Below are 12,671 nucleotides of genomic sequence, written 5' to 3'. Positions count from 1 at the left end.
CGGAGCATCCGACATGAGTGATTTGGTGGTCATTTCCTTCCCCGACGAGCAAACCGCCTTCCAATTGCGCGCGGAGCTGACGCGCCTGCAGAAGGAGTATCTCATCGACATGGAAGACGTGGTGGTCGTCACCAAGGACGAGAAAGGCAAGGTGAAGTTGCACCAGGCCGTGAGCCTGACAGCCATGGGTGCCGTCGGCGGCGGCTTCTGGGGCATGCTCATCGGCATGCTGTTCCTGAATCCGCTGCTCGGCGCCGCGGTGGGTGCCGGCGCCGGCGCACTGTCCGGCCAACTGTCGGACATCGGCATCAACGACGACTTCATGAAGCAGCTCGCCGAGCACTTCAAGCCTGGCTGCGCGGCGGTGTTCGTGCTGGTGCGCAAGGCCACCCCCGACAAGGTCATCGAGCAGCTCAAGGCGTTCCAGGGCAAGGGCAAGGTACTGCAAACCTCGCTCAACAGGGACGAGGAAGCGGCCCTCAAGGAGTTCATCGAGGGCGCGAGCCAGTAGGCGTCGACAGCAACCGTCCGGCCCGGCGCGGTGGCGCCGGGCGGGCTCCCGGATCACGCGCGGACCCCGAACCGGGATCGGGACCGGGACCGAAATCGACTTGAGTCAATGCACAGCTTCGTTTTCGACAAGGCCTTCATCGGCCAGGGGCTGTCGGTGTTCATGGGCTTCTTCGCCATCATGAACCCGATCGCCAACACGCCGGTATTCCTCGGCCTCACCGCCGGCGATGATGCCGCGACGCGGCGCCGGGTCGCCTTTCAGGCCGTGCTCGCGGCGTTCGTCATCGTGCTGGTGTTCTGCCTGCTGGGCTCGGTGATCTTCAAGATGTTCGGCATCACGCTGCCGGCGTTTCGCATTACCGGCGGCGTGCTGGTGGCCCTGATCGGCTTCCAGATGCTGCACAGCAACCACTCCGCGGTGCACCATCCGAGCGACGCCGATCAGGCGGACAGCCGCCAAGCGGCGCTGTCGGTGGCCCTCACGCCGCTGGCGCTGCCGATCCTCGCCGGACCCGGCACCATCGCCACGGCCATGAACTTCGCCTCCACCGGTGGTACGCCAGAGTTGCTGCTGACGGTGGGCGCCTTCGCGCTGCTCTGTCTCATCACCTACATTTTCTTCGTCTTCGGCGAAGGGCTGACGCGGTTCCTCGGCAAGAGCGGACTCGCCGTCATCACCCGCATCATGGGGCTGATCCTGGCCGTGATCGGGGTACAGATGCTGGTGGACGGGATTCGCGGGGCGTTTCCGGTCGTGGCCTGAGCGCGCTGCACCCCGGGCCGCCCCCGGGTCGCCCTGGATACGCAGCCCGTCGGGCCTCCTGGCGTCGGCCCGACCTACGGCGGAGGCCGGCGCGGTGGTGTAGATCGGGCTGAGCGCCAGCGAAGCCCGACGCGACCGGTAGCCGCGGGCTGCGGGTCGCCTGGCCTGCCGCCGGGGTCGCGGCACCGAGGAGCGTCCCCCACACCGCACTCACCGCGGCGGATGTCCGCGTCGGCGCTACTTGTAGAGCTGCTCCGGATCGATTAGCGGCTCGGCGATGATCTCCACGCGGTCGCCGCGGACGGCCTGGTAGAAGCAGTTGCGCCGACCGGTATGGCAGGCGGGGCCGGTCTGGTCCACCAGCAGCAGCAGGGTGTCGCCGTCGCAGTCGAGCCGCATCTCCTTCAGGTGTTGCACCTGGCCCGAGGACTCGCCCTTGCGCCAGAGCTTGCCGCGGGAGCGCGACCAGTAGCAGACCCGGCCGGTGTCGACGGTCTCGTCCAGCGACTCCAGGTTCATCCAGGCCATCATCAGCACCTCGCCGGTGTCGTGCTGCTGGGCGATGGCCGGGATCAGGCCGTCGGGGTTGAGCTTTAGGCTCGCGCGCACCTCGGTCCAGGGCAGGCTCGCGCCGAGGGCGGCGCGCTCTTGGTTTTTCAGGACGTTCTCGGACACCGGGTCTACCTCGTGTGCTGATGGGGCGCGGACAATATGATCTGTGCTGCCGGCATGCGCGAGCCGGAACTTCTGGGCCGACGGCTGTCGGTATTCGTCCGGCTGGACTCAAGGGCGGGTTGCTCTAGACTAGCCCGGACAAGCCAATTTGCACATCGCGTGCGCTGACGGCGGCGGCGGGCTCGCATCGCGCCGACGCTCGTCGCCGCGCGGATCGCGCGGCTCGACACCTCTCGTTATCAAAGACTTGATCACAACACCTGACCACAATAGGGCCATGCACGAAGACGTTTCCATCGAAGCCGTTGCCTTCAACCTGAAGCTCCTCGGCAAGACGCCCACCAACGTCCTTGTGAGTGCCGGCAAACCGGCCGACAAGCAGAAGCTGCTGGAGCCGCTGCGCCGGCTCGAGAAGGCGAATGTGCGCCTGTACGCCACGCCGGGCACCAGCCGCTTTCTGGACCAGCACGGCGTGAAGAACACCCTGCTGCACAAGATCAGCGACCGGCAGACGCCGAACATCCGCTCGTTTCTCGAAGTCAGCACCTTCGACATGGTGATCAACGTGCTGACGGGCGTCGTGGACTACGACGAGCAAACGGACGTGAAGCTGATCCGCTCGCTCGCCATCGAGACCCGCATCCCGATCTTCACCGAGCCCGATGTCGCCATCGTCGCCATCGAGGACATGCTCGCCAAGCACGAGGTCGGCCAATATCGCTACAAGCTCTCCGACCCCGCCGAGCCCTGGAACATGAAGCGCGAGTTCCTGCGCCTGGTGACCGAGCGCGGCGGCTTCTCCTGCCACCACGCCCACTTCGACAAGGCGTACCTGATCTCGCCGTCCAACCTCAAGCTCGGCCAGGTGGACATGCAGGCCAAGTGGGAGCTGTACCGCTATCTGAAGGAGAACTACACGGAAGAAGACCTGAACGAGCGCATCGAGCGCGGCGTGCAGAAGATGGTCTCCCAAGGCGTCACCCACTGCCGCACCTTCGTGGATGCCGACGCCACCGTCGGCCAGTTGCCCATCGACGCGGCGCTGCGGGTGAAGCGCAAATACAGCGAGCAGATCGAGCTGCAGATCGCCGTCCAGCCCCTCCAGGGCGTGCTCGACGCCGACTCGCGCAAGCAGTTCGAGGCCGCCTGCGAGAAGGCCGACGTCATCGGCGGCCTGCCGTCCAAGGACCGCCCGCGGCCGGAAAAGCACCTGGACATCCTCTGCGGCCTGGCCAAGGAGATGAACAAGGACATCGACGTGCACGTGGACCAGGAGAACAACCCCAACGAGGTCGAGACCGAACTGCTCGCGCTGACTGCCATCGATCACGGCCTCCAGGGCCGCGTGCGGGCGGTGCACGGCATCTCGCTGGCCGCCCACGAGAAGCACTACCAGGATCGGGTCATCGGCCTGTGCAAGGACGCCGGTGTGCACTTCGTCGTCTGCCCGTCCGCGGCGCTCAGCATGCGCCAGCTCTCCGACTACAAGGCCCCCATCCACAACTCCATCGCCCCGGTGACGGACCTGCTCGAAGCCGGCGTCGGCGTCTCGCTCGGCGTCGACAACATCTACGACCTCTTCATGCCCGTCGTCGACGGCGACATGTGGTTCGAGTGCCGGATGCTGATGGAGGCGTGCCGGTTCTATGACATCGAGCGGGTGGCGGAGTTGGCCTGCTCGCGGACCGGTTTCACTACCGCGCACGTGACTGAGCAGGCAGCGGGGGCGCTTCGCTGAGCCGGAAGAAGATCAGTGCTATGTCGGTAGTTGCCCAGCACTTATGTTCCGGGGCTGCAAAGGGGACGATGAACTGTCGGCATGCCAGAAGCGCCAAGAGCTTGTGATCGAAATCATCGACCTGTACCACCAAGACGGCAAGTCCTTGCCTGCTGCTACTGCTAGGCACAACCTGGCAAATCGTCTACAGGGCGTTGTCTAATGAGCAGCAGCGGCGAAACGCAATACCTGGCCCCGCAACCGGTCGGCAGCAAGCATTGCGCAGCAAGTGCCCTGTGTCAGGCGTCGACAATCCTGAACCGCGCGGGACATGCCACTAGATCCGCGTTTCCCTGGACACCAGCGGAGGAATTTTCGTCATGAGGGTGTTGCGTAGCCGTGGCATCGTTGCGATCGCCAAACCGCGATGCGGCTCGACGAGTGTCCGACGGATGCTGGATCCGTTCATCGATGTCGCCGCTGGCGATCTTGCGGTGGACGTCGCGGGCGAACAACCACCATTTCATCCTCATATCAGCGCCCCTTATTTGCGCGAAATCCTCGCGGCGAGGTTTGACGACGCGGACAGGCTCGAGTACTTCATCACGGTCCGCCACCCCCACGACATGCTGTGGTCGTATTACCAGTTCTTCCGCCCTGATTCTCAGTGCCGGTACAACTTCCAGGCCGGCTGGTCTGCGTCGGATCCCATAGATTTCGAGACTTGGGTCTGCGAGGGGCATCTCGATGCGAATCCCAACTTGCTGCGACTGGGCCCCGATTGGATTTCGCCGACTGACCTTTCACCATTGACGCTGGAAGCCAGAGCGCGCCGTCGTGACGGTTCGCTCGCGGTGGATCATATATTTCCGATTGAAGAGATGGGGCAGTTCACGGCTTGGCTGTCAAACAAGCTGGGTGAAGACGTATCGCCCAAGCATGTTAATCAATCAAACGCCGCAGACCGCCCCCGGCTTGGAGAGGCCGCCCAAACGCGCATCCGACAGGTCTTTGCCGAGGAATCCGAAATTTACGGCTTGTGACCAAGGAGAAAACGGGAACCATGTGGGTCTTGCCGCTTGCTCGCATCGACTCCTAAGGGCACGCGTCAAAGCGCGCGACTTGCAACCGCCTGACCCGGCAACTGCGCGGTTCGGCGTCAAACGCCTATCGAACAAACACCCTGCAGGCAGTTCGGCAAACCTCGGCCTGCGGACAGTTGGGGAGTTGGTTGTCATCCTGGCGGTAGAGCCCAACAACTTCATCAACGGTGTCGCACGGCTGTTTGAGCACCGGCAGCTCATCATCGCCGTGACAACGACCGAGCATGAGTCCGGAGCAGCGGCCGAGGTGGTACTGGTCGCCTTCGCAGCAAGCGCGGCGTAGCGCCAAGGCCCAGGCGATTCAACCCGCGTGGGCGATCTGCCCCCGTTGCTCCCGCTCCGCCAGCCGGCAGATCTCCTTCACGGTGCCCGAGAAGACGACGCCGTGCGCCGGCGCGAAGGCGTACCAGTACAGGAGCCCCCAGACGCCGGCGGGGTGCCAATAGGCGGTCATGCTGAGCCGGGTACCGCCGTTGGGCAACGGCGCGAGGTCGAATTCCATCATGCCGGCGCCCGGGGCGCGCATGCCGAAGGCGAGGCTCAGGCGCCGCTCGGGCTCGATGCCGAGCACCTTCCAGGAGTCGATGCGGTCGCCGACGCGCAGCTCGGTGGGGTGGCGGCGGCCATGCTGGCGGCCCGGGCCGCCGGCGAGCCAGTCCAGGGTCTCGCGCAACTGCCACAGGCCCTGCATGTAGAACCAGCCCTGCTCACCGCCGATGCGGCGGAGCACGGACCAGACGGCGGCCGGCGATGCGGCGGTCTCGTGGGATTCTGACGCGCGCTTGGCGTAGTAGGCGTAGTCGATGCGTTGCTTGCGCACGGCGAAGGCTCCTTCGACCCAGCGGGCGACGACGGGCTCGCTGGCGCGCTCGGCGGCGAACACGGCGGCCACGGCCTCGCGGAAGCCGAGCAGGTGCTGCGGCACGAGCCGCCTGAGCTCGGCGTCGTCGGCGCTGAAGTCGTGTTTCAGCCCCTCGATGAGGGCACGGGCGATGTTGGTGGGCACCGCGGTGATGAACCGCAGCCAGTAGGACGAGAGCTTGGGGCTCAGCACCGGCACCGGGATGATGATCGGCGGGCGCTTGCCACCCTCTTCGGCGAGGACGCGCATCATCTGCGCGTAGGTCAGGGTCTCCGGGCCGCCGGCGTCGAATACGCGGCCTTCGGACTGCGGGATCTGCGGCAGCCGCACCAGGTACATGAGCAGGTTGTCGAGCGCGATGGGCGGCGACTTGGCGCGCACCCAGCGCGGCGTGACCATGACGGGCAGGTGGTAGACGAGGTCGCGCATCACCTCGAAGGCCGCGGAGCCCGGCCCGACGATGATGCCGGCGCGCAGCTCCGTCACCGGCACGGAGCCGCGGCGGAGCACGTCGCCGGTGTCGCGGCGGGAGACGATGTGCTCGCTGGCCGCGTCCTCCGGCACCAGCCCGCCGAGGTAGACGATGCGCCTGACACCGGCACGCTCGGCGGCGGCGGCGAAGTTGGCGGCGGCCTCCAGATCCAGCCGGCCGAAGTGCTTGCCGGCGCCCATGGAGTGGACCAAATAGTAGGCGGTTTGGACGCCGTCCAGCGCGGCGTCCAGGCTCGCGGGCTCCAGCGCGTCGGCTTCGACCAACTCGGCACCGTCCCAGCCGCGGGCCTCCAGGCTCGCGCGGTGGCGACTCGTCGCGCGCACCGCAATGCCTTCCGCCAGCAGACGCGGCACCAGGTGGCTGCCGATGTAGCCACTGGCGCCGAACACCAGGCACAGCCCGCGGGACGGGCGGTCCTCCGGCGCCGGTGGTCGTTCGGCGGTTACGGCCATGGGGTCAGCCCCCCTCGGCCTCCTCTTTCGACTGCAAACCGTCCAGCCACTGGCCGATCACGTCCATCACCTGCGTCGGGCACTCCTCCTGCGGCAGGTGGCCGCAATCGGGCAGCTCCGCGAATGTAGCATTCGGCAGCGCGCTGGCGGCTTCCAGGGTGTCTGTCGGCGGCACGATACGGTCCTTGGCGCCGGTGATCACGAGCGCGGGGGTCTGGATCTCGCCCAAGTGCTTGGCGATCTCGACCCGGTCCGTCAGCGAGCGCTGCAACAGCGCCGCCCAGGCGGCGTCCCAGTTGGCAATTTCCCGATGCACGCCGGTGAGGGCGCGGCGCTCCGCGTCAATGCGGGTCGGGTCCGCGTAGCCGCGGTCCAGCAGCGGCGAGTTGGTGCCGAGCGCGCGCGCCAGCAACAGCGTGAGGCGCTTGGTCTGCGGCAGGTCCACCAGCCACTGCGGCAGGATCGGGCGCTTGGAATTGACCCAGGGCGCCAGCAGGATGAGCCCCCGCACCCGCTCGGGGTAAGCCAGTGCCGCCTCCAGGGCCAGAGTGCCGCCGGAGGAGTTGCCGACGAGGAAGACCTGCCCGACCTTCAGCTCGTCCAGAAACACCATGAGTTGCTTCAGCGCCGCGGCCTTGGAATACGGGTTCTCCCCGTGCCAGGTGCCGGGCAGCGGTTTGGCGCTGAGGCCGTAAGGGATCTGATCGTAGGCGATGACCCGGCCACGCTCCGCCAGCGGTGCCATGATCCGGTTCCAGGTGTAGAGGTTGAACGTGAAGCCGTGCAGCAACACGAAGGTCGGCGGCGGCGCCGACTTCACATCGGGCGCCTGCTCCGCCACGTGCAGGGACAGGCCCTCGGTACCCGGGAACGGAATCTCGACGAAACGGATGCCCCGGCGCTCCAGCGCTTGCGCCGACGTCTTGCCGGGTGCCGGGGCCGGGTCGATCAGCAGGGGGCCCACCAGCGCGGCGATGAGCGCCAGGGCCAGGACGAGGACGATGAGAATCAGCAGCAGGCGTAACAGCATGCGCGGCGTGGGCGGCGTCTGTGGGCGGGCGGAGCCTGGATGCTAGCACAGGCGCACCGTGGCCCTGGTTCTGCGAGGGGCATCACGGCGGTGCGGCACACGCGCCGCTATGCTCCACGGCAAGGGAAATACCAAAACTCCAATCTCCGAACATGCCGGCACGCGTCCGACGCAGGCGCGCATCGCCAGGCAGCAACAGCGTTCTTTTCGGCTAGGGTCCGAGCGCATCCACGGCGGGTGCGCCGTTGCAGCTTGACCAGCGGGCGACCCGATGCCGGCGACAACCCCCCACACCTCCAGCCCAGAGGCCGCCTCGCCCGCCGAGGCGATGCGGCTGCTGCACACGGTGCGCGACCGCCTGGTGGACGCCGCCGCCAACGCCTATGCCGAGCACCTGCGGGATGCCCGCGGCGACCTGCAACAACTCGCGGTACGGGCCAGCGACGCATCGCGCCGGGAGCTCTACGAATCCGGCGACGCGCTGCTCGCGAATGGCGGACTCGGCCTGTTGCGGCGCTTCCGCGAAACCTTCACCCGCACCTGCGATCACGCCACCGCGCTGCTCAGCGGCAGCGACCGCGACGCCTGGGAGGGCGTCGAGGAGCTCACGCTGGTAGAAGCCCGGGCCTTCGAGCGTGACCTCGCCATCGCGCGCTTGTCGGCCAAGGCCGGCTATGCGTGCGCGCAGCAGCTCACGGCGCTGGACCGGCGCGTCGCCGCGTTACTGGGGCTGAAGCGGCTCGATGGCGAGGGCAACCCGTTCGGCGTGAAGCGGCTGTTCACCGCCTTCGTCGACGCCGCGGAGGCCAACTGGGCCGGCGGACAGTTGTCGCTGATCCTGCTGGAGACCTTCGAGCACTACACCGCCGAGCGGCTGCCGGAGAGCTATCGCGGCCTGAACCAGTTTCTGGTGGACAACGGGGTGCTGGCGAAGCTGCCGGTGGAGATGGACGAGCGCGAGCACGAGCTGGCGCGCGCGCACCGTGGCGGCGGTGACGCCATCGGCGACGTCTTCGTCCAACTCGCGAGCGGACTCATGGGCGAGCCTGGTGTCGGCATGTCGCGTGGACACGTCGGTGGCCGGGGCGGCGCCTCCGGGGGCGGTGGTGGTCCCGGCGCCGGTCCGGGCGGCGGCTGGTCGGGTGGTGGCTGGCCGGGCGGTGGCTCATCGGGCGGCGGTGGGCCCGGGGGCGCGCATCCAGGCGGCGACCCGACCGGCGGCCAAATGGCGCCGATGGTGCTGAGTCAGTTCCTCGACGGTCTCACCGGCCTGCAGCGCGGCAAGGAGGGCGCGGCCGCCAAGCTCGGCATCGACCTCGACAAACTCGATGCCCAGGGCAGCGCGCTGCTGCGCGGCCTCGCGGCATCGCCGCTGCTGCGCTGGCTGCAGCCGAATGATGCCGTCACTATCGAGCTGGTGGCCATGCTCTTCGACTGCATGTTGAGCGACGCCGAGCTGCCGGAGCGTCTGCGCGCCGATATCGGCAAGCTGCAAGTGCCGATCCTCAAGGTCGCGCTGATGAACAAGGGCTTTTTCTCCGACCGGCGCCATCCGGCACGGCGACTGCTCGATGTGATGGCCGCCGGCAGCCGTGGTTGGGGAGCGCAGGGGGACCGCGCCCTGCTCGAGCGCATCCGTGCCGCGGTGCAAAACGTCCTTGCCGGCTTCGATCAGGACACCAGTGTCTTCAATGCCGAGGTGGAGCAGATCGAGGCGATCCTGCGGGAGGCCGAGCGCGCCGCGCACGGCCAGGTGAGTGAGCTGGTGCAACGGCTGGAGCAGCGCGACCGGCGGCTCGTCGCCGACGCCGTGGTGGAGGATCAGATCGCGCGGCGCAGGGCTCAAACCGAAACCATGCCGCCAGTCGTGGCCGAGTTCGTCGATACCCATTGGCGCGAGCTGTTGGGGCGCATCTACGTCAAGTTCGGCGACCGTGGCGATGATTGGCGCGATGCCCTCGGCACGCTGGAGGACCTGCTCTGGAGCATCGCGCCCAAGACGAGCCCGGAGGAGCGGCATCGACTGATGCAGCTCTTGCCGCAGCTCCTTGACCGCCTGCCCGCGGGCCTCGCGCGCCTCGGCCGTTCGGGGGTTTGGGAGCCGTTCCTGAGCGCGCTGATGCCGCTGCACATGGCCGCCATCAGGCCACCCGAGGCGGCCGCCGGGGCCGGCGACCCGGCTCCGGACGACGTCGATGCCGCGGCATCACCCCAGGCGGCGCCGAATACGGCGACCGCCACCCCGGCCACGGAGGCCTTGCCCTGGATGTTGGACTCCGAGCCGATGGATTCGGAACCCTTGCAGCCGGATGTGGAGCCGGACAGCGCGCTGCTGGCGGCAGTGGCCGTGCCGGCGTCGGCACCCGAGCCGGAGACTCCCGAGTCGGAGACACGCGAGTCCGAGACTCCCGAGTCCGAGCCGGTGGGGCTGGCGAGCGCACGGGAGGCATCCAAGCCACATGATCCGCACTTGGAGGCGGCCCGGCAGGTGGCGCTTGGCGACTGGCTCGAGGTACAGCAGTTGGGTGATGCGAGCCTCAGCCTGCGCGCCATCTGGATGAGCCGGCAAAGCGGGTTGATGCTGTTCGCCGACCGACGCGGGCGCAACGCGCGGGTACTCTCCGCGGAGCGCCTCGCCGCCGCCCTGCGTCAGGGCAGCGCCCGACTGCTCAGTCGTGATCCGCTCACGGATCGTGCCGTGGCCCGGCTGCTGGTCAATGCGGCCCCCGCGGAGCAGACGGCAGCCTAGGAGCCCGCTTCAGGCAATCTTGCGGGCGCCAACCCGGGCGGGGCCGGATCCGAGGAACATTGTCGAAGCCTCTGCTCGTTGTCGTGGTCGGATACTCGACGACGACAACGACAACGACGAAAGCAAAGTTGGGAGAAACGCTGCACTAGCGGCGCCTGTCACCGTGGGAACGCTCCATGCGAGCACCACCGTGGCAGCACCGTCCTCGGCGCGATGGCCGCAGGCGCGGACGATCGCGGCGGGGACGCCGCTCCCACATCGTGGCCGCGATGCAGGAGAATCCTTTCATAGTGCTCGAAGATGTAGCCCTAAGCGCCGAATAATCCGCCATATCTGTAGCGCAAATCCCGATGTTCTGCGGCCGTCCGCGGGATAGAATCCATGCCCAGAGACAACCTGACGTTGGATGCCGACGATGTTCTCCCGCACGCACACCGCCCCCGATTCCGTGCCTTCTCCGCGCCACACGCGCCGGGTGTTTCGCCTGACGCACCTGGCATGCCTGGTGCTCGCCGCAGCCGCCGTGGGTCTGACGGCGCTTCTCGGCGGCTGTGCGTCCCAAGAGCCCACGATGCACTTCGTCGACAGCGTGGTGGTACGCAAGAGCGATCGTACGCTGCAACTGCTGCGCGGCGGCACCGTATACCGGCAGTACAAGATCGCGCTCGGCGATAGCCCCGTCGGGCAGAAGTTCGAGGAGGGCGACGAACGCACGCCGGAGGGGGACTACATCCTCGACTGGCGTAACCCGCGCAGCGAATATTACAAGTCCATCCACGTCTCTTACCCCAACGCGCGCGACCGTGCCTTCGCCCGCGCCCTGGGCTTCGAGCCCGGCGGCATGATCATGATCCACGGCCGTCCGAACTGGCTATCGTCGGAGAAGGTCGCCCGCGAATACGACAACCGCGACTGGACCAACGGCTGCATCGCGGTCAAGAACGACGAGATGGACGAGATCTGGGAGCTCGTGCGCAACGGCACGCCCATACGCATCCTGCCCTGACGTCGACGTCTGCCGACGTCCGGCGCCGAGCGCCAGCCCGGCGTGACACGCACCGCTGTCGCGGCGATCTACTGTGGGCCAACGCGGATCAGCCATAATGATCCCAACGTGTCGATTCGCCCCAACCTCAGGAGGTCGTCCCATGCAGCCGTTCCAACGCATTCAGCGCCCGGCAGTGCTCGCCACGGCCGGAGTCTTGCTCTTCGCCTGCCTGCGCGTCGCCGGGGCAAGCGCCCTGGAGCAGACGGACTGGCAGCTTGCCCAGTACCGCACCGACACGGGAATGACGGATGCCGTGCAAAGCGACCCGCCCGCGGTCATGCGCTTCGAGGACGGGCGCATCACCGGCAGCGCTGGCTGCAACCGGCTCATGGGCAGCTACACGCTGGACGGCGACGAGCTTCAGGTCAGCGAGGACCTGGCGACAACCATGATGGCCTGCCCGGCGCCGCTGATGGCGCAAGAGCAGGCGGTCACCGGGGCGCTGACGCAGACGGCCACCTACGCGGTGGATGACGACGGATTGACGCTCGAGGACGCCGCCGGCGAGCCGCTGCTGACCTTCACCGAGCTCGAGTCCTCGCCGCTCACCGGCACCATCTGGCAGCTCACCCAGTACAACAATGGGCATGGCGGCGTCACGGGGGTGCTGCCGGGCACCAACTTCGTGCTCATGCTCAGCGCCGATGGCCAGATGAGCGGCAAGGCCTGTAACACCTACCGCGGCGGTTATGTGGCCGAGGGTAGCGAATTCAGCCTCGAAGGCCCCATCGCCGCCACCAGGATGCTGTGTCAAGAGCCGCAAGGCATCGATGATCAGGAGGCCGCCTACTTCGCTGCGCTGGAGCGCGCCGCCGCCTATCGCATCCACGGTGACGAGCTGACCCTAAGCGACGCCGACGGCGCTACGCTGGCGGTCTTCCGCGCCGCCGGACCGGGGGCGTAGATTCGGGAGCGCGGCCGCGGCGAGTCGCCGGGCGACCGCGCCAAGGCAATCCGGTTTTGCCCGGTGACGACGGATCGGGCATTATCCCGGCATGCAATCCCGTCGTCGCCCGCTCCTCACCCTGCTGACCATCGCGCTGGTCGTCGCCATCGCGGCGCCACTCGTCGGCTGCGGCCAAAACGGTGATCTCTATCTCGCCGAGGATGATCCGGCGCGCGCCGAGCGCGATGCCCGGGGCAAAGGCAAGCCCTTCCCGTTTCCACCAGAGAGCGCGGAGTGGCCGCCCGAGGCGCCCACCAACGGCACTGCCGCCGGCACCGCGCCGGCGGCGAATCCCTGAGTTGCCCAAGCGGAGCGGCCCG

At 67.6% G+C, this 12,671-nt stretch carries 12 protein-coding genes; 9 read left to right on the top strand and 3 right to left on the bottom strand.

Features of this window, described 5'->3' with window-relative positions; translation table 11 throughout:
* The first annotated feature begins 13 nt into the window (after positions 1-13).
* Together LJE69_RS05055 and LJE69_RS05050 are read left to right on the top strand one after the other, a co-directional pair.
* On the top strand, positions 14-511 hold the full coding sequence (locus LJE69_RS05055; protein WP_296922131.1) for a DUF1269 domain-containing protein: 498 nt from the start codon (positions 14-16) through the stop codon (positions 509-511).
* A gap of 108 nt (positions 512-619) precedes the next feature.
* Positions 620-1,276 carry a MarC family protein gene (locus LJE69_RS05050; RefSeq protein ID WP_296922129.1) on the top strand — a complete coding sequence of 219 codons (657 nt, stop codon included), beginning with the start codon at positions 620-622 and terminating at the stop codon, positions 1,274-1,276.
* Positions 1,277-1,513: 237 nt separating this feature from the next.
* Here the strand turns inward: LJE69_RS05050 and hisI are convergent, their stop codons facing one another.
* Positions 1,514-1,900, bottom strand: coding sequence for a phosphoribosyl-AMP cyclohydrolase (gene hisI / locus LJE69_RS05045; RefSeq protein WP_296922187.1), 387 nt, complete (start codon positions 1,898-1,900; stop codon positions 1,514-1,516).
* A 328-nt stretch (positions 1,901-2,228) separates the two neighbouring features.
* On the opposite strand from hisI, the gene LJE69_RS05040 reads away from it, so the two are divergent.
* The 3 genes from LJE69_RS05040 (at position 2,229) to LJE69_RS05030 (ending at position 5,054) form a co-directional block, all read left to right on the top strand.
* The gene (locus tag LJE69_RS05040; RefSeq protein WP_296922127.1) at positions 2,229-3,689 is read left to right on the top strand and encodes an amidohydrolase family protein; all 1,461 of its coding nucleotides are present in this window, start codon (positions 2,229-2,231) and stop codon (positions 3,687-3,689) included.
* Positions 3,690-4,120: 431 nt separating this feature from the next.
* On the top strand, positions 4,121-4,711 hold the full coding sequence (locus LJE69_RS05035) for a hypothetical protein (protein ID WP_296922125.1): 591 nt from the start codon (positions 4,121-4,123) through the stop codon (positions 4,709-4,711).
* A 79-nt stretch (positions 4,712-4,790) separates the two neighbouring features.
* Positions 4,791-5,054 (top strand): hypothetical protein, encoded by a 264-nt coding sequence (locus LJE69_RS05030; protein ID WP_296922123.1) that lies wholly within the window; start codon positions 4,791-4,793, stop codon positions 5,052-5,054.
* 18 nt (positions 5,055-5,072) lie between these two features.
* Here the strand turns inward: LJE69_RS05030 and LJE69_RS05025 are convergent, their stop codons facing one another.
* Together LJE69_RS05025 and LJE69_RS05020 are read right to left on the bottom strand one after the other, a co-directional pair.
* The gene (locus LJE69_RS05025; RefSeq protein WP_296922121.1) at positions 5,073-6,578 is read right to left on the bottom strand and encodes an SDR family oxidoreductase; all 1,506 of its coding nucleotides are present in this window, start codon (positions 6,576-6,578) and stop codon (positions 5,073-5,075) included.
* A 4-nt stretch (positions 6,579-6,582) separates the two neighbouring features.
* Positions 6,583-7,608 carry an alpha/beta hydrolase gene (locus LJE69_RS05020; protein WP_296922120.1) on the bottom strand — a complete coding sequence of 342 codons (1,026 nt, stop codon included), beginning with the start codon at positions 7,606-7,608 and terminating at the stop codon, positions 6,583-6,585.
* A 271-nt stretch (positions 7,609-7,879) separates the two neighbouring features.
* On the opposite strand from LJE69_RS05020, the gene LJE69_RS05015 reads away from it, so the two are divergent.
* From LJE69_RS05015 to LJE69_RS05000, 4 genes are all read left to right on the top strand, one after another.
* Positions 7,880-10,357 (top strand): DUF1631 family protein, encoded by a 2,478-nt coding sequence (locus LJE69_RS05015; protein WP_296922118.1) that lies wholly within the window; start codon positions 7,880-7,882, stop codon positions 10,355-10,357.
* A 406-nt stretch (positions 10,358-10,763) separates the two neighbouring features.
* The gene (locus tag LJE69_RS05010) at positions 10,764-11,363 is read left to right on the top strand and encodes a L,D-transpeptidase family protein (protein ID WP_296922116.1); all 600 of its coding nucleotides are present in this window, start codon (positions 10,764-10,766) and stop codon (positions 11,361-11,363) included.
* 142 nt (positions 11,364-11,505) lie between these two features.
* Positions 11,506-12,309: an META domain-containing protein gene (locus LJE69_RS05005; protein WP_296922114.1), complete on the top strand. Its 804-nt coding sequence runs from the start codon at positions 11,506-11,508 to the stop codon at positions 12,307-12,309.
* Between the two features lie 91 nt (positions 12,310-12,400).
* A complete protein-coding gene (locus tag LJE69_RS05000; protein ID WP_296922113.1) occupies positions 12,401-12,649 on the top strand; it encodes a hypothetical protein in 249 nt (82 codons plus the stop codon).
* The last annotated feature ends 22 nt before the right edge of the window (positions 12,650-12,671 follow it).

This window comes from Thiohalocapsa sp. (genome assembly GCF_022340605.1).
Classification (GTDB): domain Bacteria; phylum Pseudomonadota; class Gammaproteobacteria; order Chromatiales; family Chromatiaceae; genus Thiohalocapsa.
Note: the sequence above shows the minus strand (reverse complement) of the source record. Positions and strands in the feature narration are given on the sequence as shown.